The organism is Paucibacter sp. M5-1 (assembly GCF_027498415.2).
In the GTDB taxonomy this organism is placed as follows: domain Bacteria; phylum Pseudomonadota; class Gammaproteobacteria; order Burkholderiales; family Burkholderiaceae_C; genus Roseateles_E.
Genome location: NZ_JAPZLM020000001.1, coordinates 5,193,070 through 5,216,514 on the forward strand (window position 1 = coordinate 5,193,070; position 23,445 = coordinate 5,216,514).

At 68.8% G+C, this 23,445-nt stretch carries 18 protein-coding genes; 14 read left to right on the forward strand and 4 right to left on the reverse strand.

Going from position 1 to position 23,445, the window contains the following annotated elements:
* Positions 1-37 precede the first annotated feature (37 nt).
* From O5M90_RS24605 to O5M90_RS24630, 6 genes are all read left to right on the forward strand, one after another.
* Complete coding sequence (locus tag O5M90_RS24605) at positions 38-3,913, forward strand: two-component regulator propeller domain-containing protein (RefSeq protein ID WP_269839055.1); 3,876 nt, start codon at positions 38-40, stop codon at positions 3,911-3,913.
* A 94-nt stretch (positions 3,914-4,007) separates the two neighbouring features.
* Positions 4,008-5,489, forward strand: a complete 1,482-nt coding sequence (locus O5M90_RS24610; protein ID WP_269839054.1) for a sodium:solute symporter family protein — start codon at positions 4,008-4,010, stop codon at positions 5,487-5,489.
* A gap of 94 nt (positions 5,490-5,583) precedes the next feature.
* Complete coding sequence (locus O5M90_RS24615) at positions 5,584-5,868, forward strand: FmdB family zinc ribbon protein (RefSeq protein WP_272646825.1); 285 nt, start codon at positions 5,584-5,586, stop codon at positions 5,866-5,868.
* 27 nt (positions 5,869-5,895) lie between these two features.
* Positions 5,896-6,528 carry a DUF502 domain-containing protein gene (locus O5M90_RS24620; RefSeq protein ID WP_262970964.1) on the forward strand — a complete coding sequence of 211 codons (633 nt, stop codon included), beginning with the start codon at positions 5,896-5,898 and terminating at the stop codon, positions 6,526-6,528.
* 135 nt (positions 6,529-6,663) lie between these two features.
* The gene (aspS, locus tag O5M90_RS24625) at positions 6,664-8,460 is read left to right on the forward strand and encodes an aspartate--tRNA ligase (protein ID WP_269839052.1); all 1,797 of its coding nucleotides are present in this window, start codon (positions 6,664-6,666) and stop codon (positions 8,458-8,460) included.
* Positions 8,461-8,551: 91 nt separating this feature from the next.
* A complete protein-coding gene (locus O5M90_RS24630; RefSeq protein WP_269839051.1) occupies positions 8,552-10,213 on the forward strand; it encodes a tetratricopeptide repeat protein in 1,662 nt (553 codons plus the stop codon).
* Positions 10,214-10,219: 6 nt separating this feature from the next.
* On the opposite strand, the gene O5M90_RS24635 is transcribed toward O5M90_RS24630, so the two are convergent.
* Positions 10,220-10,678 carry an Lrp/AsnC family transcriptional regulator gene (locus O5M90_RS24635; protein WP_269839050.1) on the reverse strand — a complete coding sequence of 153 codons (459 nt, stop codon included), beginning with the start codon at positions 10,676-10,678 and terminating at the stop codon, positions 10,220-10,222.
* A gap of 132 nt (positions 10,679-10,810) precedes the next feature.
* On the opposite strand from O5M90_RS24635, the gene O5M90_RS24640 reads away from it, so the two are divergent.
* The 4 genes from O5M90_RS24640 to O5M90_RS24655 all read left to right on the forward strand — a co-directional run bounded on the left by O5M90_RS24640 (position 10,811) and on the right by O5M90_RS24655 (position 16,081).
* A complete protein-coding gene (locus O5M90_RS24640) occupies positions 10,811-11,734 on the forward strand; it encodes a DMT family transporter (RefSeq protein WP_269839049.1) in 924 nt (307 codons plus the stop codon).
* Positions 11,735-11,932: 198 nt separating this feature from the next.
* Positions 11,933-12,139 (forward strand): hypothetical protein, encoded by a 207-nt coding sequence (locus O5M90_RS24645; protein WP_269839048.1) that lies wholly within the window; start codon positions 11,933-11,935, stop codon positions 12,137-12,139.
* A gap of 509 nt (positions 12,140-12,648) precedes the next feature.
* Positions 12,649-14,862, forward strand: a complete 2,214-nt coding sequence (locus tag O5M90_RS24650) for an Ig-like domain-containing protein (RefSeq protein ID WP_440402416.1) — start codon at positions 12,649-12,651, stop codon at positions 14,860-14,862.
* Positions 14,863-14,911: 49 nt separating this feature from the next.
* Complete coding sequence (locus O5M90_RS24655; RefSeq protein WP_269839045.1) at positions 14,912-16,081, forward strand: OmpA family protein; 1,170 nt, start codon at positions 14,912-14,914, stop codon at positions 16,079-16,081.
* A gap of 165 nt (positions 16,082-16,246) precedes the next feature.
* Here the strand turns inward: O5M90_RS24655 and O5M90_RS24660 are convergent, their stop codons facing one another.
* A complete protein-coding gene (locus tag O5M90_RS24660; RefSeq protein ID WP_269839044.1) occupies positions 16,247-16,858 on the reverse strand; it encodes a glutathione S-transferase family protein in 612 nt (203 codons plus the stop codon).
* A gap of 115 nt (positions 16,859-16,973) precedes the next feature.
* On the opposite strand from O5M90_RS24660, the gene O5M90_RS24665 reads away from it, so the two are divergent.
* Genes O5M90_RS24665 through clsB form a run of 4 tightly spaced genes read left to right on the forward strand, consistent with a single transcriptional unit; the run spans position 16,974 to position 20,568 of the window.
* Positions 16,974-17,942 carry a helix-turn-helix transcriptional regulator gene (locus tag O5M90_RS24665; protein WP_269839043.1) on the forward strand — a complete coding sequence of 323 codons (969 nt, stop codon included), beginning with the start codon at positions 16,974-16,976 and terminating at the stop codon, positions 17,940-17,942.
* Positions 17,943-17,966: 24 nt separating this feature from the next.
* Positions 17,967-18,443: a dihydroneopterin triphosphate diphosphatase gene (gene nudB, locus O5M90_RS24670; protein ID WP_269839042.1), complete on the forward strand. Its 477-nt coding sequence runs from the start codon at positions 17,967-17,969 to the stop codon at positions 18,441-18,443.
* Positions 18,440-19,246, forward strand: coding sequence for an endonuclease/exonuclease/phosphatase family protein (locus tag O5M90_RS24675; RefSeq protein ID WP_137944061.1), 807 nt, complete (start codon positions 18,440-18,442; stop codon positions 19,244-19,246). The genes nudB and O5M90_RS24675 overlap by 4 nt, the downstream gene beginning before the upstream one ends.
* A complete protein-coding gene (gene clsB / locus O5M90_RS24680; protein ID WP_269839041.1) occupies positions 19,243-20,568 on the forward strand; it encodes a cardiolipin synthase ClsB in 1,326 nt (441 codons plus the stop codon). The genes O5M90_RS24675 and clsB overlap by 4 nt, the downstream gene beginning before the upstream one ends.
* Positions 20,569-20,595: 27 nt before the next feature.
* Here the strand turns inward: clsB and O5M90_RS24685 are convergent, their stop codons facing one another.
* Together O5M90_RS24685 and O5M90_RS24690 are read right to left on the reverse strand one after the other, a co-directional pair.
* Positions 20,596-21,708, reverse strand: coding sequence for an ABC transporter substrate-binding protein (locus O5M90_RS24685; RefSeq protein ID WP_269839040.1), 1,113 nt, complete (start codon positions 21,706-21,708; stop codon positions 20,596-20,598).
* Positions 21,709-21,752: 44 nt separating this feature from the next.
* Positions 21,753-23,387, reverse strand: coding sequence for a rhodanese-like domain-containing protein (locus O5M90_RS24690; RefSeq protein ID WP_269839039.1), 1,635 nt, complete (start codon positions 23,385-23,387; stop codon positions 21,753-21,755).
* Positions 23,388-23,445: the final 58 nt, after the last annotated feature.

Genomic DNA, 23,445 nt, shown 5'->3' on the forward strand with positions numbered 1-23,445 from the left:
CTGTTGCCCGGCTCGGCTTTGCGCTTAGGCTGATGCCGTGCTGACGTCTTGCCGCCTTCCCCTCGTCCATGCCTGGCTTGGCGTGGTGCTGTGCTGGCTGTCGCTGGCACCGGCCTGGGCCGGTGCGCTGCAGACCTTGCGTTTCGACCATTGGGGTGCCGAACAGGGCCTGGCCGACGAGGCCGTGGTCAGCGCGCTGCAGGACAGCCGCGGCCTGATGTGGCTGGGCACGACCGACGGCCTGCTGCGCCATGACGGCCGGCGCGCCCGCGTCTTCAGCGCCGACCCGACCGATGCGGCCACGCTGAGCCATGTGCTGGTCTATGCGCTGCTGGAGGCGCCGGCCGGCACCTTGTGGGTGGGCACCGGCGCGGGCCTGGACCAGATCGATCTGGCCACCGACACGCTGCGCCGCCATGCCTTGCCGGCCAGTCTGCCGCCGCAGCAGCGCCGGGTGCAGGCCTTGCTGGCCGGCCGCGAGGGGCGCTTGTGGGTCGCGGCCACCGGCGGTCTGTTCAGTTTCGAGCCGGCCACCGGCCGCTTCACGCCGATGGTGCTGCCACCCGGACCTGGCGGGGCCGCCGAGCCGCTGCGCGCGATGATTGCCGATGGTGAAGAGGGCCTGTGGCTGGCACTGGGCGCGCGGCTGCTGCGGCTCGGGCCGGACGGCCGGCCGCGCCAGCAATGGCCGCTGGTGCCGGCACCCGACGGCACGGCGCCAGCGGTGCGCAGCCTGGCGCTCGACGGCCAGGGTCGGCTCTGGGTCGGCACCCATGCCGGGGTTCAGCTGATCGATGCCCGCAGCGGCGAGGCCAGCGATCTGCCGCGCCGGCTGGGTCTGCCGGGCGACACGATTTACGCGCTGCGGCGTGATGCCGAACAGTCGATCTGGATAGGCTCCGGCAGCCAGGGGCTGTGGCGCTGGCGCGCCGGCGCGCTGGCCGCCGAGCATTTCGGCCATCACGCGGCCATGCCCCGCAGCCTCAGCCACGACGGTGTGGCCTCGATCTACCAGGATCGCAGCGGCGTGCTGTGGGTCGGCACCTGGGGCGGCGGGCTCAATCTGGCCGATCTGGGCAGTGCCGGCTTTCGCAGCTATCTCGCGGTGCCCGGCGAGCCCCGCAGCCTGTCGCACCCGCTGGTGCAGGCGGTGCTGCCCGATGGGGCCTGGCATGCCTGGGTGGGCACCTTCGGTGGCGGCCTGAACCGGCTGCACCTGCCCAGTGGCGCGGTCGAGCGATTGAGCCCCGCGCAGCTGCCGATCACCCATATCAAGGCCTTGCTGCAGCAGCCCGGCAAGGGGCTGTGGGTGGGCGGCGAGGGCGGGCTGTGGTTGCTGGAGCTGCCCGGCCGGCGGGCCCGCCGCATCGAGCTGGGCACCAGCGCGCCGGCCGGCCTGTCGATCAGCGCGATGCTGCTGGATGCCCAGGGCCGGCTCTGGGCCGCCAGCGCGGCCGGTCTGCACCGGCTCTCGCCCGATGGCGGCCTGCGGACTTTCCGCAGCAGCTCGGCGGCCCCGGCGCTCAGCCATGACACGATCGACTGCCTGTTGCAGGACCGCGAGGGCCGGCTGTGGGTAGGCAGCAAGGGCGGGCTGCAGCTCTGGGACGAGCAGCGCGAGGGCTTTGTCCAGCCGCTGCAGGCGGACGCTGAAATGCCGACACCGCAGGAGCTGATGGTGCAAAGCCTGCGCCAGGATGGCGCCGGCCGCCTCTGGCTGGGCACCCAGCTGGGGCTGTATCAGCTGGTCGAGGCCGGTGGCGGGGGCTGGCGCCTGCAGTCCTGGCGCGGCGTGGCCGGCATGCCCAAGGGCTGGGTCAACAATCTGGAGACTGCGGCCGACGGTTCGCTCTGGATGAGCAGCCCGCAGGGCCTGCTGCGGCTCGCGCCCGAGCAGGCCCGGGCGCGGCTCTATCCCTCGCGCAGCGGACGTTTTGACGGCGCCTTCAATTTCGGCGCGTCGGCGCGGGGCGATGACGGCAGCCTGTTCTACGGGGCCCGGGGCCTGCTGCATTTCCATCCCGAGACGTTGCGCGACAACCCGACCGCCCCGGAGGTGCTGCTGTCCGATCTGCGGGTTTTCAATCGCTCGCTGCTGGCCGAGCCGCGACCCGGCGAGGCAGCGCCGCTGCGCCTGCAGACGCCGCTGGCCGAGCTGCGCGAGCTGACGCTGAGCCACCGCGAGGCCATGCTCAGCTTCGAGCTGAGTGCGCTGCATTTCTACCAGCACGGCCTGGCCCGCTATGCCTGGCGGCTCGAAGGCTTCGATCAGGACTGGATCGAGGGCGCGGCGGGCGAGGGTCTGGCCACCTACACGAATCTGGATCCGGGCCGCTACCGCCTGTATGCGAAAGCGGCCAGCCCGGACGGGGTCTGGGGGCCAGAGCGCCTGCTGCTGAGCCTGGAGATGACGCCGCCCTGGTGGCGGCATGCCGGCTTTCGCGTGGGCCTGGTGCTGCTGCTGCTCTCGGTGCTGGCGCTGGCCTGGCGGCTGCGGCTGCGTGCGCTGCGCGCCGCGCAGCTGCGGCTGGAGCGCGAAGTGGCGCAGCGCACCGCCGAGGTGGAGCAGGAAAAGCGCGGCGCCGAGCGAGCCCGCCACAATATCGCGCTGCTCAGCGAGATCGGGCGCCAGATCACCGCTTCGCTGGATGCCGAGGCGATCTCGCAAACGCTGTACCGCCATGTCGAGACGCTGATGGATGCCGGGGCCTTCGGCATCGGCCTGGTGCGTTGGGACGAGCGGCGCATCGACTTCGACTTCGTGATGCAGCGCGGCGAGCGCTTCAAGCCCTATCAGCGCAGCCTCGACGCGGCCGAGCAGCCGGCCACCCAATGCGTGCTGGGTGCACGCGAGCTGCGCATCGGCGATCTCGATCGCGACAACCGCGAACTCGACGCCGTGACGCGCCAGCGTGTCGGCCAGCAGCGGCTGCAGCTGGAAAGCGGGGCCGAGCCGGGGCAGGCGCGTTCGGCCCTGTATGTGCCTATGCTGCTGAAGCAGCAGGTGGTCGGCGTCGTCAGCGTGCTCAGCGAGCGTGCCGATGCCTACACCGAGACCGATCTGGACATGCTGCGCACGCTGGGCGCCTATGCGGCGGTGGCACTGGACAATGCCGAGGCCTACCGGCGCTTGCAGCTGACGCAGACCATGCTGGTGCAGCAGGAGAAGCTGGCGTCGCTGGGCGCGCTGGTGGCCGGCGTGGCCCATGAGCTGAACACGCCCATAGGCAACAGTCTGCTGGTGGCCAGCACGCTGGACGACAACAGCCGCCGCTTTGCCGAGCAGGCCGGCAATGGCACGCTGCGACGCTCCGAGCTGGAGCGCTTTTGCGCCAGCACCCAGGAGTCGGCCGGCCTGCTGGTGCGCAGCCTGGACAGCGCGGCCCGGCTGGTGGCGAGCTTCAAGCAGCTGGCGGTGGACCAGACCTCGGACCAGCGCCGCCGCTTCGAGCTGCGCCGGGTCTGCGAGGAGGTGGCGCTGACCCTGGCCAACCGCCTGCGCCGCGACGAGCACCAACTGCGCCTGGAGGTGCCCGAGGGCCTGGTGATGGACAGCTATCCCGGCCCGCTGGGCCAGGTGCTGAGCAACCTGGTGCTCAATGCGCTGCTGCACGGTTTCGGCGAGCGGCCGGGCGGGCTGATGGTCTTGCAGGCGGAGCTGCAGGCTAGCGCGCAGCTGCGGCTGCGCTTCAGCGACAACGGCGCCGGCATCGCGCCCGAGCATCTGGGCCGGGTTTTCGACCCCTTCTTCACCACCAAGCTGGGCAGCGGCGGCAGCGGCCTGGGCCTGCACATCTGCTACACCATCGTGCACTCGCTGCTGGGCGGGCAGATCAGCGTGCGCAGCGAGGCCGGGCAGGGCTGCTGCTTCGAGCTGCTCTTGCCCCTGGTGGCGCCCAAGTCGGCCGATTGAGGGCTACACTTGCGCGCTTTTTTGTGTTGGTGCTGGCGCGGATCTTGCGCTGGTGTTGGCGGATTGATGTTGTCAACCTGATGGGAGCTCGGCCGTGCTGGTGACCTTTGTCGTTCTCTACATGCTGATCACGATAGGCATCGGCCTGTTTGCCGCGCGCCGCGTGCACAACGCCAAGGACTATCTGGTGGCCGGTCGCAGCCTGCCGCTGTACATGAATGTGGCCACGGTGTTCGCCACCTGGTTCGGCGCCGAGACGGTGCTGGCGGTATCCGCCACCTTTGCGATGGACGGCCTGTCGGGCATCCCCGGCGACCCCTTCGGCGCCTCGGCGGCGCTGTTCCTGGCGGCCCTGCTGTTCGCCCGGCTGTTCTACCGGCTGAACCTGCTGACCATCGGCGACTTCTACAAGAAGCGCTATGGCAAGGGTGTCGAGGTGCTGACCAGCATCGCGATCACGCTGAGCTATCTGGGCTGGACCTCGGCCCAGATGACGGCGCTAGGCCTGGTGATTCATATCCTGTCGGGCGGCGCGATCGAGCTCAACCACGCAATCCTCGGTGGCGCGGCCATCGTGATGGTCTACACGATGTTTGGCGGTATGTGGTCGGTGGCCTTCACCGATCTGTTCCAGACCGTCATCATCATCATCGGCCTGAGCCTGGTGGCCTATATGGTGGGTGATCTGGCCGGCGGCGTCGGCCCGGTGGTCTCGCATGCAATCGAGGCCGGCAAGCTGAACCTGATCCCGCCGGAGGCGGACGGGGCGATGATCTGGGCGATTGCGGCCGGCTTTCTGACCGTGGCCTTCGGCTCGGTGCCCCAGCAGGACGTGTTTCAGCGCATGACCAGCGCCAAGGACGAGAAGACTGCGGTGCGCGGCACCATGATCGGCGCCAGTGTCTACCTGCTGTTTGCCGCCGTACCGATCTACATCGCCTACTCGGCCCTGGTGATGGACCCGAATCTGGCCCAGCTGTTCGGCTCGGAGGACGGCCGCGCGGTGCAGCGCATCCTGCCGGACCTGATCCTCAACAAGATGCCCGTCTGGGTGCAGGTGATGTTCTTCGGCGCCTTGCTGTCGGCCATCTTGTCGACCGCCAGCGGCACCCTGCTGGCACCCACCGCCACCTTCACCGAAAACGTGCTCAAGCCCTTCGCCCCGCATATGAGCGACAGGCAGTTTCTGCTGACCCTGCGCATCGTGCTGGTGACTTTCACGCTGGGCGCGCTGCTGTTCGCGCTGAACTCGCGCTCGACCATGTACGAGATGGTGCAGAACGCCTACAAGGTGACCCTGGTGGCCGCCTTTGTGCCGCTGGTAGCCGGTGCCTTCTGGAAGCGCGCCTCCACCCAGGGCGCGTTCTGTTCCATCCTGCTGGGCCTGTTGTTCTGGATCGGCGCCGAAATGACCGCAGCCGAGGCCATGGTGCCGCCGCAACTGGTGGGTTTTGCCGCCTCGGTGATCGGCATGCTGCTGGGCTCGCTGGCGCCGCAACTGCTCAAGCCCGCCGGCCATTCGATCGAGGCGGCCATCAAGCACGAGCAGGCGCTGGCGCACGGCCACAAGCACTGAGATTTGCCCTGGGATTTCGCGTCTGAATCTCCCGGGGGCCGGCGCCGCTGCGCCGGCCCTTATAATTTCGCGTTTCAAATCAACGGTTTAGACCATGCCTATCTACGCCTACCGCTGCGCCTCCTGCGGTCACGCCAAGGATGTGCTGCAGAAGATGTCTGACGCACCGCTGTCCGTCTGCCCGGCCTGCGGGGCCGAGAGCTTCAGCAAGCAGGTCACGGCGGCCGGATTCCAGCTCAAGGGTTCGGGCTGGTATGCCACCGATTTCAAGGGCGGCGCGGCCGCCCCCGCAGCCGCTGCAGCTGCACCGGCCGCGCCGGCCAGCAGCGAGCCGGCCGCCAGCACGCACACCTGCGGGAGCTCCTGTGCCAGTCACTGAGCCCGGTGCCGGCCCGCGAGGAGTCCTGTGAAGAAGTACATCATCGCCGGCCTGCTGGTCTGGCTGCCGCTGGCCATCACCATCTGGGTGCTGATGTGGGTGCTGGGCATCATCGATGCCGTGTTTGCGGCCTTGCTGAGCGCCTCGCAGGCGCTGCTGCCGCAAAGCCTGCACGCCAGCATCGAGACCCTGCGCCATATCCCGGGCCTGGGTCTGGTGATCCTGGTGACCGCGCTGCTGCTGACCGGCGTGTTCGTGACCAATATCTTCGGCCAGTGGATGTTCCGCCAGTGGCACCGGGTGCTGTCCAACACGCCCATCGTCAAGAGCATCTACAACTCGGTCAAGCAGGTCTCGGACACGCTGTTCTCCAGCAGCGGCAATGCCTTTCGCGAGGCGGTACTGGTGCAGTACCCGCACCAGGGCTCGTGGACGATTGCCTTCGTCACCGGCCGGCCCAGCCATGAGGCGGCCCGGCATTTCGCTGAAGAGCATGTCAGCCTCTATGTGCCGACCACGCCCAACCCGACCTCGGGCTTTTTCCTGATGATGCCGCGCGCCAGCGTGCGGCCGCTGGACATGAGCGTCGACGCCGCCCTCAAGCACATCATCTCGATGGGTGTGGTGCCGCCGTCCGAGCCTGGAGTGGCCCGAAATTGACCGGGCTGAGCACCCCGGCAAGTGCTCAGCCCTGAGGGGCCCGGTCCCTGACCGAGAAACCCCGCCAGCGCCCCCACAAGATATGACCCCCGGCCGCGCCCGACCCAGCGGCCACCCAAGATTTCGGAGAACACCATGCGAACCTGTTATGCCGGCCAAGTCAGCGAGAAGCTGCTCGACCAAACCGTGACCCTGATGGGCTGGGCCCACCGCCGCCGCGACCATGGCGGCGTGATCTTCATCGACCTGCGCGATCGCGAAGGCATCGTGCAGATCGTCTGCGACCCCGATCGCGCCGAGATGTTCAAGATCGCATCCGATGTGCGCAACGAGTTCTGCCTGAAGATCGTCGGCAAGGTGCGCGCGCGCCCGGCCGGCACCGAGAATGCGGCCCTGACCAGCGGCAAGGTCGAGGTGCTGTGCCTGGAGCTGGAAGTGCTGAACCCCTCGGTGACGCCTCCGTTCCAGCTCGACGACGAAAACCTGTCGGAGACGACGCGCCTGACGCATCGCGTGCTGGATCTGCGCCGCCCTTATATGCAGAACAACATGATGCTGCGCTACCGCGTGGCCATGGAGGTGCGCAAGTTCCTCGACGAGCAGGGCTTTGTCGACATCGAGACCCCGATGCTCACCAAGAGCACGCCGGAAGGTGCGCGCGACTATCTGGTGCCTTCGCGCGTGCACGACGGCATGTTCTTCGCGCTGCCGCAGTCGCCCCAGCTGTTCAAGCAGCTGCTGATGGTGGCCGGCTTCGACCGCTACTACCAGATCACCAAGTGCTTCCGCGACGAGGACCTGCGCGCCGATCGCCAGCCCGAGTTCACGCAGATCGATATCGAGACCTCCTTCCTGACCGAAGAAGAGATCCGCGCGATGTTCGAGGGCATGATCCGCCATGTCTTCCGCAAGGCGCTGAACGTCGAGCTGGGCGACTACCCGGTGATGAAGTACTCGGAAGCGATGCACCGCTTCGGCTCGGACAAGCCCGATCTGCGCGTCAAGCTCGAGTTCACCGAGCTGACCGATGTGATGGGCAATGTCGACTTCAAGGTCTTCTCGACCCCGGCCACCACCAAGGGCGGCCGCGTCGTCGCGCTGCGCGTGCCCGGCGGCGCCGCAATGAGCCGCGGCGAGATCGACAGCTACACCGAGTTCGTCAAGATCTACGGTGCCAAGGGCCTTGCCTGGATCAAGGTCAACGAGGTGGCCAAAGGTCGCGAAGGCCTGCAGAGCCCCATCGTCAAGAACCTGCACGACCAGGCGATTGCCGACATCCTGAGCCGCACCGGCGCGCAGGACGGCGACCTGATCTTCTTCGGTGCCGACAAGGCCAAGGTCGTCAATGACGGCATCGGCGCGCTGCGCCTGAAGATCGGCCACAGCGAGTTCGGCAAGAGCACGGGCCTGTTCAACGATGTCTGGGCGCCGCTGTGGGTGGTGGACTTCCCGATGTTCGAGCAGGACGAGGAGGGCGGTCGCTGGAACGCGGTGCACCACCCCTTCACCGCGCCCAAGGACGGCCACGAGGACCTGATGACCACCAGCCCGGGCGAGTGCATCGCCAAGGCCTACGACATGGTGCTCAACGGCTGGGAACTGGGCGGTGGCTCGGTGCGCATCCACAAGGCCGAGGTGCAGAGCAAGGTGTTCAGCGCGCTGAACATCGGCCCCGAGGAAGCGCAGGAGAAGTTCGGCTTCCTGCTGGACGCGCTGCAGTACGGCGCGCCCCCGCACGGCGGCCTGGCCTTCGGTCTGGATCGCATCGTCACGATGATGACCAAGGCCGATTCGATCCGCGACGTGATCGCCTTCCCGAAGACCCAGCGCGCCCAGTGCCTGCTGACCGGCGCACCGAGCCATGTCGACGAGAAGCAGCTGCGCGAGCTGCACATCCGCCTGCGCAATGCCGCTGGCGTGACGCCGGCCTGAAGCCCGAGCCTCGGCGGATGAAGGAGAGAGCGTCCGAGGGCGCTCTTTTTTCGTCCCGGCTATGCTGTGCGCCTCGCATCTGGAAGCAGGCATGAACAAGACCGATCTGGGATCCACACTGGGCTTGGCTGAGAGGGCGCGCTGGGAGCGCATCGTGATGCGCCATCCGGCGCTGGCCCTGCCCAAGCTGCGCGCTGCGATGCGCCAGCGCGACGCCTGCCGCGCCCGCGCCGCCTTGCTGGGCGCGGTCTTCGTGCTCGAACGCTGGGGTCGCGCGGCCGAGTTGCAGGCCGAGCTGCAGCAGGCGCTGCAGCAGGCGCAGGCGCAGCGCGCGCTGGCCGAGGCGGCCGAGCTCAGCGAGGCGCTGGGCCGGCTGCATTACCAGCGTGGTGACTACAGCCAGGCCTGCACCGCCTGGAGCCAGACCCTGGACTGGGCCAGTGATGATGCCCGCAGTGCCTGCCTGGCTCGCATCGGCCTGGCTCATCTTTGCTATGCGCTGGGCGACTGGGCCCGCGGCGGCCGGGTGCTGGATCAGGCCGAACTGCATTACGCGAAACTGCAGCGCGACCCCTATATGCGCGCCAAGATCGCGCTGAACCGCGCCGCGTCGCTACGCGCCACCCAGGGACCGCAGGCGGCGCTGCCCGAGCTCGACGAGGCGCTGACGGCGGCCCGCCGCGCCGGCCATCGGGACTACCGCGCCGAGGCCACCTACCAGCACGCGCGCTGCGCCCGTGACAGCGGCGATCTGGCGCAGGCCCTGAGCCTGGCCCAGCAAGCGCTGAGCCTGGCCCAGGGCTGCGGCTACCGCTGGCTGCAGGCCAATGCGGCGCTGCTGCTGTCCGAGCTGCAGCGCGGTGATGTGGCGCTGGGCTGGGCCGGGCAAGCCCTGACCCTGGCCGAGGCCCTGCAGTCGCGCCCCTTGCAGGCGGCGGCCCACGGGCGGCTGGGCGAGCTGATGCGCGAGCAGGGCGAGCTGGGCCCGAGCTGGCACCATATGCAGCAGCGCCAGCGCCTGGAGTCCAGCCTGCATCAGGGCCAGTTGCCGGCCCAGCTGGAGGCGCTGGCCCGTTTCGATACCGACCCGCTGGGCGCCGATGCCTTGCTGCTGAGCCTGTCCAGCCAGGTCTGGACACTGGTCGGGGCGGCCGATTTCGAGCGCGCCTGGGCGCGGCTGCGGCCGCAGCTGATCGAGGCGCTGGGCCTGCAGCAATTGCAGCTGTGGTGGGAGCGTGATGGCGACGGGCTCTATCACGGCCTGGACGGGGCGCCTGCGAGTCGGCCCCTACAGGCCGGCCTGATGCCCGGCTATCTGGACGCGATGACGCGGGCCGACGAAGCCCTGCAGTGCGGCAGCGCCGAGCAGCATCCTTGGCGTGCCGAGCTGGACGAGGCCCTGGCCGATGCGGCCGGCCGGGCGCGCCTGGAGCTGGGCCTGCGCCTGAACGGCCATGTTGTGGCCTTGCTGTGGCTGCAGCGCGAGGGCGGGGCTGCCTGGTCGCGCGCCGACATCAGCCGCGCCGAGCGTCTGGCCGCGCTGCTGGCACGGCTGCTCGCCTCGCTGGCGCCGGTCGGCAAGGCCCAGCCGCAGCGGCTGGCGCTGGGCGAGCTCGCGACGCTGGCTGGCCATGCCGAGCGCATCAGCGAGCTGCTGGCCGGCGAGGTGATCAACCGCCAGCAACTGCTCGATCTGGCCGGCCAGATCCGCGCCGGCGCGGCACGCATCGAGCGCGCGCTGCGCGAGACCTGAAGAGGCTCAGCGCGAGCGCAGCGGCAGCGGCGCACCGCTCTTGACGCTGCGGATCGCGAAGCTGCTGTTGATGTCCTGCACCACCGGCAGGGCCTGCAGCCGGCGCACGATCAGCTCGTAGTCGCTGAGCTCGCCGACCACGACCTCGAGCAGATAGTCGTGGCTGCCCGAGACCACATGGCAGCTGATCACCTCGGCCATCGCCTGCATCGCAGCCTCGAACTGCTGGACCGCATCCTCGCGGTGGTGCATCAGCCGCACATTGACGAACACCGTGGTCGCCAGCTGCACCGCCTTGCGATCCAGCACCGCGCGGTAGCCTGCGATCAGTCCGCCGTCTTCCAGGCGCTTGAGCCGGCGTGCGCAGGGGCTCTGCGACAGGCCCACCCGCTCGGCCAGCTCGGCAATCGTCAGCCGGCCCTCGCGCTGCAGCAGCTCCAGCAATTGGGTGTCGATACGGTCCATGGCTTGAATCAGTCAATGAATGGCGAATTATTGGCTGAACAAGCCTTCATCGGATCAATACATGGGTGAAATGGGCTGAAGTCGCCAGGGGAGGCGCTCGAAAATTGAGCCTGTTCCCTACCCCTGTTGCTGATGTCTTCTCCTGCGTCCCCGGGCCTGATCGGCTCCCCCTCGACCCCGACCGCCCGCCCCGAGCTGGCCGGCTGGGCCGCGCTGGCCCTGACCCTGCTGATCTGGGCCGGCTTCTTCATCTCGCTGCGTGCCGGCGCGCGGGCTTCGCTGCCGCCGGCCGAGCTGGCCCTGCTGCGTTTCGGTCCGGCCGGCCTGTTGCTGGCGCCGCTACTGTGGCGCCGGCGCGCCCGTTTCGCCGCGCTGCCCGTGCGGCTGTGGCTGCTGATCATTGCCGGCGCCGGCCTACCCTATTTCCTGATCGCCGGCTGGGGCATGCGTCATGCGCCGGTGGCCGACGGCGCCACCTTGATCCCGGGCACCTTGCCGCTGTTCACCGCCTTGCTGGCGGCGGCCCTGCATGGGCGCCAGGCCCTGGCCCGCTGGCCGGCCCTGCTGTGCATCGCGGCCGGCGTCGCGACCATGCTGGCGCTCAAATCCGGCCAGGCCGGCCTGGCCCAGGGCTATGGCCTGTTCCTGCTCGGCAGCCTGATGTGGTCGGCCTACACCCTGGCCCTGCGCGAGGCGCGGCTGGCGCCGCTGGAGGCGGCGGCGCTGATCTCGACGGTGTCGCTGGCCCTGCTGCTGCCCTGGCTGGTCTGGCAGTTGGCACAGGGGCCGCTGCTGCTGCCGACCCTGTCGCACGAACAGCTGCTGCTGCAAGTGCTGCTGCAAAGCGTCGGCGTCGGCCTGGTCTCGACGCTCAGCTATGGCTATGCCGTGGCCCGCCTGGGTGCGCAGCGCAGCGCCAGCATGGGCGCGCTGACGCCGGTGCTGGCCAGCCTGCTGGCCCTGCCGCTGTTTGGTGAGCGGCCCGAGGCGGCCAGCCTGCTGGGCATGGGGCTGATCGTGGCCGGCGTGCTGTGGAGCCAGCGACAGCCGCGCTGAGGAGGGCCCGCCGAGGGGGTCGGCACTCCTCGTACTGCTTCTCCGGCCGGTCCTGAGCGCGGCCCCGCCATTGCTGAACTGGGGGTATGGACGGTCATCGTCGCGCCGATAGGGGCAGCCGATCGTCGACCCAAGCGAGCCGAAGCCTTGACGACCTGCTGCCGCATCGGTGGAAGACACTGCCGCAAGCAACCCGGCATGAAGAACATTGAAGTCTTGATCGACAACGGCGGCGAAATCGCGCTCGGGCAGATCAGCACAGCGTCGTGCGGCGCCTCGACGTCTGACAACCACAGTGCAGTCGCCATGCCGGTCAGACGCGACGGCGAGATGTTGAATGCCTTACTCAAGCGGCTCGACAAGGTCACTGGTCGCCAGTACGAGCACAACGAGACTGTCGAGTAGGTCAGCGGTGACTGATCGATTCCCAGTTACCGTCAAGACGGTTCAATCGGCCGCCTAAGTCCCGGGGATAAAGGTCCGCATAGCGATGTTGTTTGCACTCCAACTCTCAATCGAGCTGCCAGGCTCTTGGCTTTCCTGGTAGCGCTTGCATTGGCTTTCGTAGGGCGTGAGAGAGTAGGGCGCCGCGCCGCCGCTACGCCTGCGGGCCATCGCTGGGACGGTCCAGGCTGATTCACATTGATGCTGCTGCGCCGCCGAGTTTGCGGTGTGCTGGTGCCGCGGCTGCGCTCGGCTTCCATGGCGCCTGTCGGTTGCCGTCTTTCGGCGGGAACGCACAGGATTTCAGCTTCACCGCAGTGTCAATCGAGTGCGAGACATCATCCTTGGCGCAGCGGATTTGAAAGTTTGAGTTTCGTGTGTCTGCCAGCGCACCGACGGCGCGGCTGGGGCTGTGTAGAAAGGGCAGCTAGTGCTGATCGCGCTCTGCGGTCAGGGAATCGAAAGCTCATATGACCCGTCGCCTGCCTGAATTTTCCGTCCGGATCGGATTGTTCGCTGCCCTGCTGTCGGCCTTGCTGGCCGGCTGCGGTGGGAGCGGACTCGATCCGATTTTGGGATCCCCTCAAGCCGGTGTTGCTCCAACGGTCACGGCGACCTCCCCCGCCAACAGCACACCGCCGGTCAGCGGCGTCTTCACCAACACCCTCGTCACCGCCACTTTCAGCAAGACAATGGCGCCCGTCAGCCTGACCAGCAGCAGCTTCAGCGTGTCATGCCCCGGCAGCGCGGCTGCGGTGGCATCCACCGTGAGTTACAACGCCGCCAGCCAGGTCGCCACGCTCACCCCGACCAGCCCACTGCCGGCTAGCACCACCTGCGTGGCAACGATCACAACGGCTGCGATGGACAGCGCGGGCTTCTCCCTGGCCGCCAACTACAGCTGGAGCTTCATCACCGCCGCTGGTGCCGATCTGGTGAGGCCAACGGTGGCGATCACAGTGCCCGCCGCCGGTGCGATCAATGTGGCCAGCAACGCCCGGCTGAGCGCCACCTTCAGCGAGGACATCAATCCGGCCACCATCTCGGCCACCAGCTTCACCCTGGTCAACACCAGCCTGGGCACGACCGTCAGCGGCAGCGTCAGCTACACGGCAGCCAGCCGCACGGCGCTGTTCACGCCGGCAGCAGCCCTGTCCGGCAATACCGTCTACACCGCCACGATTGCCACTGCAGTGACCGACCTGATTGGCAACGCGATGGCGGCCAACTACGTATGGACCTTCACCACCGCTGCGCTGGCCGACACGACGAGGCCGACGGTGTTGCTGACCGTGCCTCTTCCCAACGCGATTGGCGTGCCGAACAACAGCAAGATGACCGCCGTCTTCAGCGAGGACATGAACGCCGAGACGATCAGCGCCACGAGCTTCACCGTCACGAACACCACTTTGTCCACCCCGGTGGCCGGCAGCGTCGTGTATTCGGCTGCGGCTCGCACGGCGACCTTCACCCCGAGCGCCACAACCCTGGCGAGCAGCAGCAGCTTCACCGCAACCATCACCACGGCGGCGATGGATCTGGCGGGCAATGCCTTGGCGGGCAATAGCGCGGTCGTACCGAATGCCGGTAGCCATGTCTGGTCCTTCAGTACCGCCGCAGTCGGGGACAGCATGCCGCCCACGATCACCGCCACAAGCCCGGTGGATGGAAGTACGGGCAACTGCCTGGCCAAGCTCGTCAGCGCCACCTTCAGCGAGGCGATGGACCCGACCACGATCAACGGAACCACAGTCACAGTGACGGATGGCGGCGTCGCCGTGGCTGGCATTGTCAGCTACGACGCAGCGAGCCAAGTGGCCAGCTTCGTGCCGATGGCCGCGGCCGGCTTCGCCGCCAACCGCAGCTTCGTCGTCACTATCGTCGGCGGCAGCACTGGCGTGAAAGACTTGGCCGGTAACGCATTGGCGACCAACCTCATATTCGGTTTCAGCACCGGCAGCCAGCCTTGCAGCGCCAGCGTGAACCTGGGCACTGCAGCCTTGTTTGGCAGCTTCGGCGGCGCGGCGGGCATCACCAACCAGGGTATCAACAGCCTGGTAGGCGGCAATATGGGCACGACAGCGGCCTGCTCGCTGATCACCGGCTTCCACGACGCCAGCAATGTCTATACAGAGACACCACTGAACGTCGGCGCGGTGAACGGTGGCATCTTCTGCGCCCCGCCGGCACCGGGCACGGCCGCGAGCCTGAGTATTGCCCAGCAAGCCCTGGCGGATGCGCAGGCGGCTTACAACACGTTGGCAGCCCTGCCGGCTGGCAGTGATCCGGGCGCTGGCCAGCTCGGCGGGCTCACCTTGGCGTCTGGCGTCTACACCGCCGCCGGGGGCACTTTCGGCATCACCAGCGGCGACCTGACGCTCGATGCACAGGGCGACGCCAATGCGGTCTGGGTCTTCCAGAGCGCTGCGGCCCTGACGGTGGGCTTGCCGGCCACGCCGCGCAGGGTGCTGTTGATCAACGGTGCGCAGGCCAAGAACGTGTTCTGGCAGGTCGGCAGCGCCGCCCGCATTGAGGACCGCAGCACGATGGTCGGCACCATCATCGCGCCGGCCGGCGTGACGATCTCTACCGCCGGCCAGACTGCGCAAACCACGCTCACCGGCCGGGCCATTGGCCTGACGGCCTCGGTCACGATCGTCAACACGACCATCGTCACGCCGTGATCTTGCCCTTGCACCCTACGCAATCGCAGCAACCGATTGGAAATACGCCATGACAAAACACCACTACTTGCGCCTGCTGGGCCTGGCCTGGCTCGGCCCCTTGCTGGTGACGCCGGCTGTCGCTCAGGACGTGCCTGTGTCGCCGTACTTCTATGGCGGGCTGTCGGTCGGCCAGTCACGAGCGAAGATCGATACGGATGGCATCAATGCTTCGCTGCTCGGCGGCGGGCTCACAACCACGGCGATGTCGCGCGATGAGCGCGATTCGGGCTACAAGATTTTCGGGGGCTACCAGTTCAACCGCTACTTCGGGCTCGAGGCGGGCTACTTCAACCTAGGCAAGTTCGGCTTCGTGTCGACCACCGTGCCTGCGGGTAGCCTGAGCGGCCGGATCAAGTTGGATGGACTCAACCTCGATCTTGTGGCGAGCCTGCCGCTTGGCGAGCGCTGGACGGTGCTCGGCCGAGTCGGGGCGCAACATGCCCGTGCCCGCGACACCTTCGTCGGCACCGGTGCCGTGACTGTTTTGAATCCAAGCCCTAGTGAACGCGACACCCAGCTGAAGCTGGGCGCCGGCCTGCAGTACGCGCTGAGCTCGAAAGTGCTGCTACGCGCCGAGGCCGAGCGCTATCGGGTCGGTGACGCAGTCGGTAATCGTGGGGAGATCAACCTCGTGTCATTGAGCCTGGTGTTCCCTCTGGGACGATCGCCGGCACCGGCGCAGCGTACTGCCTACGTGCCACCGCCATATGTCGCGCCCGCGCCCGAACCGATCATGGCGGCAGCACCTGCCGTCGTGCCAGCGCCCTTGCCGCCCCAGCCTCTGCCGCCCGAGCGCCGCCGTGTGAACTTCTCCGCCGACTCCTTGTTCAGCTTCGATAGTGCCGAGATTCTGCCGAAGGGTCGCGCCGCGCTCGATCAACTCGCCAGCGAACTTGTGAGTACGCGCTTCGACTTGGTACTGGTCGAGGGCCACACCGACCGGCTAGGTTCCAACGTCTACAACCAACGCCTTTCCGAGCAAAGGGCGGAAGCTGTGAAGGCTTATCTGATCAGCTCGGGTCGCCTGGACGGTGCAAAGATCTCGGCCAAGGGTCTGGGCGAAACCAGTCCCGCCACGCAGGCCGGCGACTGCAAGGGAACGGCGAGAACCCCGAAGCTGATTGCGTGCCTGCAGCCCGACCGTCGCGTTGTTGTGGAGGTCAGCGGCACGCGGTGACGGGCACACCATGGCTTCACCGCCTGTCGACAAAAGTTGCTCTCGCGTAACGCATATGCTTGTCGGCGAACGACCTGAAGAGGCTGGCCTGCGGTGCGGGCGCCGAGCGTGGCCGGCGTACTGTGGAGCCAGCGCCGGCCGCGCAGGACAGGGCCTCTGATGGGATCAAAGTCCCTCGATCTGCATCGCCGGCCGAGCCTGAACCCGGTCCAGCCATTGCTGCACATGGGCGTGACCGGCGACCGGCGCGCCGATATAGACGCTGTAGCCGATCACCGAGCCGACCAGCAGATCCACCAGCGAATACGCGTCGCCCAGCATCCAGGGCTGGCGCGCCAGCCGCGCGTCCAGCAGGGCCAGCAGCTCATTCAATCCGGCGCGGGCCTCATTGGCATGGGTGCTGCTGCGCAGTGCGTCGTCGCCCATGGTCGCGAGTTGCAGGCGCACCAGCACCGCGCCATAGCTGACATAGGCCCAGGCGCACCAGGACAGGGCCTGCAGCCGCTCGGGCGTGCCGGCTGCCGGCCACAGCCCGCGCTCGACCCCGTAGGTCTCGCCCAGCCATAGCTGGATGGCCAGGGCCTCGAACATCGGTGCGCCGTTCACCGTCAATGTCGGCACCTTGCCATTCGGGTTCAGCGCCAGATAGTCGGGGCGATGCTGCTCGCCGGCCCGGATGTCGATCTTGACCCGCTCATGCGGCAGGCCCAGCTCGGCCAGTGCGCAGGCGACGGGGGTGGCGCTGGACATCGGGTGCCAGTACAAAACGATGGACATGGGGTGCTCTCCTGATCAAGTGGTTTGATGGGCGTCGGCACAGCGCCGACGACTGTGGTCACTGTAGAAGCCATCGCGGACAGATTCGGCCCTCAATCACAGCTACAGTGATCGGATGCTGAGTGCCTCCTCCCGACTGCTACAGCTCCTCTCCCTGTTGCAGGCCCGCCGCCATTGGGCCGGGCCCGAGCTGGCCGAGCGCCTGGCCGTGCATCCACGCACGCTGCGGCGCGACATCGACCGGCTGCGCGAGCTGGGCTATCCGGTGGCGGCCAGCAGCGGTGTGGCCGGCGGCTATGCCTTGCGGCCGGGCCAGGCGATGCCGCCGCTGCTGCTGGACGACGAGGAGGCGCTGGCCGTCGCGATCGCGCTGCGCACGGCCGCCTCGGGCCGGGTCGGCGGCATCGAGGAGCCGGCGCTGCAGGCCATGGTCAAGCTGGAGCAGCTGATGCCGGCACGGCTGCGCCGGCGCGCCGATGCGCTGCGCTCGGCGGTGCAGGCCATGGACTCGGTCGGCCCCAGCGTCGATGCCGGCCTGCTGGCCGATCTGGCCGGCGCCTGCCGCGACCAGCTGGGCCTGGCCTTCGACTATGTCGATGCGAAGGGCGAACCCAGCCGTCGCCAGGTCGAGCCTCAGGGCGTGGTCCACACCGGCAGCCGCTGGTATCTGGTGGCCTGGGACCGGGGGCGCAGCGACTGGCGCACCTTCCGCATCGACCGCATTGCCGGCGCGGCGGCGGTCGGCGCACACTTCGCGCCACGCGCCGGTCCCGAGGGCGGTGATCTGCGCGCCTTTGTCGCGCGCTCCGTGGTGCTCTCGCCCCATGCCGAGCAGGCCCGGGTGATCCTGCATGCACCGCTGGCCCAGATGGCCGCCTGCATTCCTGTCACGGCCGCGCGGCTGGAGGCGATCGACGGCGACGTGCAGCGCTGCCTGCTGCAATGCGGCGCCCATGCGCTCGATTCGTTGGTCTACTGGCTGATCGTGCTGGAGGTCGAGTTCGAGGTGCTGGGGCCTGCGGCGCTGCGCGAGCGGCTGGCGTTGGCGGCCGAACGGATGATGCGCGCCCTGGCCCGAGGGTGATGCCGCTCCGCTATGCTTGCCCCCATGAGCGACAACGCAGCCTTGGCCCGGCCCTACAAGATTCCCGAATCGGTGCTGGTGGTGATTCATACGCCGGACTTGCAGGTACTGATGCTGGAGCGGGCCGACAAGCCCGGCTTCTGGCAGTGCGTGACCGGCTCGCTGGATGCCCCCGACGAGGCGCTGGATGCGACGGCGCGGCGCGAGGTGCGGGAGGAGACCGGGATTGCCGGGGGCGAGCTGCGCGATTGGGGCCTGGTCAATGTCTATGAGATCTACCCGGTCTGGCGGCATCGCTATGCGCCCGGCGTGACCCGCAATACCGAGCATGTGTTCGGCCTGACGGTGCCGGCAGGCACCGCCGTGACGCTGGCGCCGCGCGAGCATCTGCAATACCGCTGGCTGCCCTGGCGCGAAGCGGCGGATCTGTGCTTCTCGCCGTCCAATGCCGAGGCCGTGCTGCAGTTGCCGCGCTTCCTGGCGCAGGGCGGCGCCCGATGATCAAGCCCGCCTTCAAGCACTCGGTCCAGCCGCCGCAGACCAGCATCCTGAGCCCATATCTGCGGGTCGCGACCTACAACATCCACAAGGGCGTGCGCGGCGTCGGGCCGCAAAAGCGGCTGGAGATCCACAACCTGGGCCTGGGGGTCGAGGCGCTGGACGCCGATCTGGTGTTTCTGCAGGAGGTGCGCCACTTCCACCATCGCGAGGCCAAGCAGTTCGAGCGCACCTGGTTCGGCTGGCCCGAGCAGGGCCAGGCCGAGTTCCTGGCGCCCGAGGGCTATGAGGTGGCCTACCGCACCAATGCGGTGACCAGGCATGGCGAGCATGGCAATGCCTTGCTGTCGCGCTGGCCGATCGGCGAGATCGGCCACCACGATGTGTCCGACCACCGCTTCGAGCAGCGCGGCCTCTTGCATGTGCCGGTGCAGTGGCATGGTCTGGAGGTGCATGCGGTGGTCGCGCACCTGGGCCTGATGCATGGCGGGCGGGTGCGCCAGGTGCAGCGCCTGGCCGAGTTCATCGCCAACCATGTGCCGCCCGAGGCGCTGCTGGTGGTGGCCGGCGACTTCAATGACTGGGGCGAGAAGCTCGATGCGCCGATGCGCGAGAGCGGGCTGACGCGCGCGATCTCGCCGGGCCGCAGCCGCCAGGCCACCTTCCCCTCGCGCGTGCCGTTTTTCTCGCTGGACCGCATCTACACCCGCGGCATGCGCTGCGTCTCGACCCAGGTGCCCAAAGGCCCGGCCTGGGCCCGCATGTCCGACCATCTGCCGCTGGTGGCAGAGCTTGAACTGGCGTGAGCAGCTCTGCACCGACCCCGGACACTGCGGAGCCCGATCCGCTGATCAGCTGGCATGCGGTGGCGCTGCCGGAGTTCAGCGGCGGCAATGAGCTGCGCCTGCTGCGCGGCGGCGACGAGCTGTTCCCGGCCCAGATCGCCGCGATCCATGCCGCCACGCACGAGGTCTGGATCGCCACCTACATCTTCCACCACGACAGCGCCGGCGCCGAGCTGGCGGCGGCGCTGCGCGCGGCGGCTGCGCGCAATGTGCGGGTCAGGGTGGTGGTCGACGGCTTCGGTTCCAAGGCCAGCATGCCCTGGCTGCGCGAGCAGCTGGCGGATTCCGGCGTCGCGCTGGCGGTGTTCCGGCCGATCGACCGCTGGTGGCGCTGGCTGCAGCCGGGACAGCTGCGTCGCCTGCATCAAAAGCTCTGCGTGGTCGACGGCGTGCAGGCCTTTGTCGGCGGCATCAACATCATCGATGACCGCATGGACCTCAACCACGGCCCCACCGACGAGCCGCGGCTGGACTATGCGGTCAGCGTCTGCGGCCCGGCGGTGCAGCCGGTGGCGCAGGCGGCGCGGGCGGTCTGGACGCGTGCCTGGCTGGGCCGCGATTTTGGCGAGGAGCTGCGCGCGCTGGTGCGCAGCCCCGAGCCGATCGCGCGGCTGCGCCGCCTGGCCCGGCGCCTGCGCATGCCGCGCAACCGCTACCGCCGCAACAGCCCGCAACAGCAAAAGCGCCGCGAGCAGGAGCTGCCGCCGGTCTGTGCCGCCTTTGTGCTGCGCGACAACCTGCGCCAGCGCCGCACCATCGAGCGCAGCTATATCGATGCGATCCGTGCGGCGCGTGATCAGGTCGATCTGATCACGCCATATTTCTATCCCGGCCACGGCTTCCGGCGCGCGCTGCGCGATGCCGCGCGGCGCGGCGTGCGGGTGCGCCTGCTGCTGCAGGGCAAGCTCGACTACCGCATCGCCGGCATGGCGGCCCAGGCTCTGTATGCCGAGCTACTGGGCCATGGCGTGCAGATCTACGAGTACACGCCGGCCTATCTGCATGCCAAGGTCGGCGTGGTCGACGAGGACTGGGCCACGGTGGGCAGCTCCAATATTGATCCGCTGTCGCTGCTGCTGAATCTGGAGGCCAACGTGGTGGTGCACGACGCGCCGTTCGCACGCAGCGTGGCCGCCGAGTTCGAGGCCGCGCTGGCGGTGTCGCGCCGCGTCGACATGCGCGAGCTCGGTGGCGGGGGGCTGCGCGGCGTGCTGCGCCGCGCCCTGGTGGCCTGGGCCGCCTATGTCTATCTGCGGGTGGCCGGGGCAACAGGACGCTACTAGAGCGCCCTGTTGAGACGCTGCGTCCGATCAGGGCAGCAGCAGCGCCTGCACCGGGAAGCGGTAGTGCGTGAGCTGCGGGTTCAGCACCTTGCTGAAGGGCCGCATGTCCAGGGCCGGCGTGCTGCTGCCGAAACGGGCCAGGAAGCGCCGGGCGCGCTCGGCATCGAAGCCGATGAACATCGAGTGTTCCAGCGTCAGCCCCTCGGCGGCGAAGTCGCGGCCGCGGTGGTGGTCGTACAGCATCACCAGCGCGAAGGCGCCGGCCAGGAAATGACCGCCGGCCAGCGCGCTGAGTTCTCCGTCCACCAGCGCCTGCATGGCCTCGGCCGAGGTGTTGATGCCCGAGACATGCAAGTCCCGGCCGGGACGGCGGCCGGCGGCGCGGGCCGCGTCCAGCGCGCCGAAGGCGATCAGATCGGTGCCGCACCAGATCAGCGCGGTCTCGGGGTGCTTGTGCAGATGGCGCTCGCTGTGCTGGCGGGCCCGCTCGCGCTTCCAGTCGGTCGCCAGCATCGCATCCATCACCACCTCGCTGCGGTGCTCGGCCAGGGCCTTCAGCAGGCCGGCATTGCGGTCGAGCGAGACCGTTGTGATGCGGTCACCGGCCAGGGCCAGCAGGTGCAGGCGGCCGTCGGCGCCGCGTGGCGCGTCGCGCAGTCCCCGCGCGATCAGGGCCTTGGCGGTTAGATAGCCGGCATCCTCGGCGTGGGGTTCCAGACTGCCCAGCAACAGCTCCAGCGGGGCGCGGCGCGGTGCAAAGCGCGCCTGCTCCTGCGGCAGCAGGCCGCTGAAGGCGGCAAAACTCTTGATGCCGGCCGCGCTCAGCACCCGGGCATTGGCCACCAGCGTGGCTTTCTCGTTCACCAACAGCACATAGTCGGGCCGCTGGGCCGCCGGCCGCGCCGTGACCGCGCGCCCCAGGGCCAGCGCACGCTCGGGGTCGCGCTCGGCGAAGTCCTGGCTGAAGCCCATGCCCAGGCTGTCGGCCGCCGCTTGCATGGCCTCGCCGGCTTGGCGCCAGAAGGTTTCGTCGCGGTGGCCGGGGTTGATGAAATAGACCTGCTGGGCCCAGGCAGGCAGGGCCATCGCCAGCAGGCAGGCCAGCAGCGCGGGTCGACGGAGCAGGGCTTTGATCGGCATCAGGCTGGCATTGTGCAACGCCGGCCGATGCCGCCGCCGCGCGGCTACAGCCCCCCGACCTTGACGTCGGCAAAGCCCATCAGCCGCAGCAGCACGTAGCCGATCGCGGCCTCGCCGGCGTCGTCGCCGACGCTGATGATCTGCGCATGGCGCGGCAGGCCAGCCTTGGCCAGCAGGCTCCAGATCTCGTGTGCCGGCTTGGGTTTGCCGCCGGCATCGAGCAGCTGGCCGTAGGGCAGGTGCACGGTCTTGCCCGGCAGCGCCGGGCCGGGCGGCTGTGCGCCCAGGGCCAGATAGACCCGGGGCAGGCCCGGCCCGGCCGCTTCGGCGCCGCGCAGCAGCACCGTACGCGCTGCCGCCTGGTAGGCCACTGGCGCGATGGTCGGGTCCAGCGCCGGTTTCTTCGCACCGACCCGGGTCGGCTCCTTGCTCAGGCTCAGGCCGCGCAGACCCCAGTCATCGACCGAGTCCAGCAGCAGCGAGACCTTGCGCTGGCCCAGCTGCTCCAGCAGCGCGAACACCAGGGCCGAGCGCTTGTTGAGCCCGCCCTCGGAGACGATCACCGCCTCATGCGCCGGGTCGACGCCGGCCGGGCCCAGCAGTGCGGCCAGACGGTCCGGCCGCGCCAGGTCTTGCTGAAAGCGCTCGGCCGGCAGGCTCAGCGCAAAGGGCAGATGGCCCAGCGCATAGGCCTCGGCCGGGCGCACATCGATGATGCTGATCGGGCTGTGGCTGAAGGTGCGCAGCATGGTGTTGCTGAAGCCGTTGAGCCAGTCGGCATCGCGCAGCAGGGCCGGGGCCGCATAGCTCCACAGCGGCAGGCCGCGCGGGTCCTCCAGCCATTCCTTTTGCGAGCCCTGGTAGAGCGCGACGCGCGGATAGCCGAGCAAGAATTTCAGCGCGAAATAGGGCACGCTGGCGGCCACGCCACCACCGCAATAGCTGTACACCTGCTGCTCGCGGCGCACACCCAGATGCGCCATCAAGCCCTCCAGCTCGGCGCGTGGCTTGAAGGTCTTGTCGGGCCGGAAGAAATCGTCGGTCGGTGTCAGCAGCGCATGCGGCACATGGCCGCCGCGGCTGAAGAACTTGGCGCCGCCGTAGTAGTAGGGCGGATCCAGCGCCTCCAGCAGCGCATGGCCGGCCGGGTCGCCGGCGCCAACCAGGAACTCGGGCAGCCGTGCCCGGACGTCCTCGCGCAGCGCGCCCACGCGGACATCGCCGGGCGGCGGCGCGGGCGTGGCCTCGGTGACGACGGCGCCGCCGGCCGCCTTCCAGGCCGCCAGCCCGCCATCCAGCAGGCGCAGCCGTTCGGGCGCGACGCCGTGGCGGTGCAGCTCGTAGAACAGCCAGGTGGCCAGCATCGTGCCGCCCTGGTCATGGATCACGATCAGCTGCTCGCCGGCATGGCGGATGCCCCAGGACCGCATGCGGGCCTGCATCGTCGCGGCGTCCACCTCACGGGCGCCGTAGCTGTAGAAGTCCACGCTGACCGCGCCGGGGATGTGGCCGGCGCCATGCTGGCGGGTCGGCGAGGCGTCGAGCAGCAGCGGCGGCGCGGTGCTGGCCAGCGCCTGGCGCAGCCAGGCGGCATCGACCAGGGGGCCGCTCGCCTGCGCCGCGAGCGAGGTGCAGAGGCTGAAGGCGAGCAGCATCCAGCGTATCAAGAACTTGGCCATGGCAGGGATCCGGTTGCGACGGTCGTGCACTGTGGCCCGCCGCGGTGCGGCCGGCGAG

Coding starts and splice junctions, on each gene's coding strand:
- O5M90_RS24615 (WP_272646825.1), top strand. CDS start 5,584: ATGCCTATCTACGCCTACCGCTGCGCCTCCTGCGGTCACGCCAAGGAT.
- aspS (WP_269839052.1), top strand. CDS start 6,664: ATGCGAACCTGTTATGCCGGCCAAGTCAGCGAGAAGCTGCTCGACCAA.
- O5M90_RS24630 (WP_269839051.1), top strand. CDS start 8,552: ATGAACAAGACCGATCTGGGATCCACACTGGGCTTGGCTGAGAGGGCG.
- O5M90_RS24635 (WP_269839050.1), bottom strand. CDS start 10,678: ATGGACCGTATCGACACCCAATTGCTGGAGCTGCTGCAGCGCGAGGGC.
- O5M90_RS24640 (WP_269839049.1), top strand. CDS start 10,811: ATGTCTTCTCCTGCGTCCCCGGGCCTGATCGGCTCCCCCTCGACCCCG.
- O5M90_RS24645 (WP_269839048.1), top strand. CDS start 11,933: ATGAAGAACATTGAAGTCTTGATCGACAACGGCGGCGAAATCGCGCTC.
- O5M90_RS24650 (WP_440402416.1), top strand. CDS start 12,649: ATGACCCGTCGCCTGCCTGAATTTTCCGTCCGGATCGGATTGTTCGCT.
- O5M90_RS24655 (WP_269839045.1), top strand. CDS start 14,912: ATGACAAAACACCACTACTTGCGCCTGCTGGGCCTGGCCTGGCTCGGC.
- O5M90_RS24660 (WP_269839044.1), bottom strand. CDS start 16,858: ATGTCCATCGTTTTGTACTGGCACCCGATGTCCAGCGCCACCCCCGTC.
- O5M90_RS24665 (WP_269839043.1), top strand. CDS start 16,974: ATGCTGAGTGCCTCCTCCCGACTGCTACAGCTCCTCTCCCTGTTGCAG.
- nudB (WP_269839042.1), top strand. CDS start 17,967: ATGAGCGACAACGCAGCCTTGGCCCGGCCCTACAAGATTCCCGAATCG.
- O5M90_RS24675 (WP_137944061.1), top strand. CDS start 18,440: ATGATCAAGCCCGCCTTCAAGCACTCGGTCCAGCCGCCGCAGACCAGC.
- O5M90_RS24685 (WP_269839040.1), bottom strand. CDS start 21,708: ATGCCGATCAAAGCCCTGCTCCGTCGACCCGCGCTGCTGGCCTGCCTG.
- O5M90_RS24690 (WP_269839039.1), bottom strand. CDS start 23,387: ATGGCCAAGTTCTTGATACGCTGGATGCTGCTCGCCTTCAGCCTCTGC.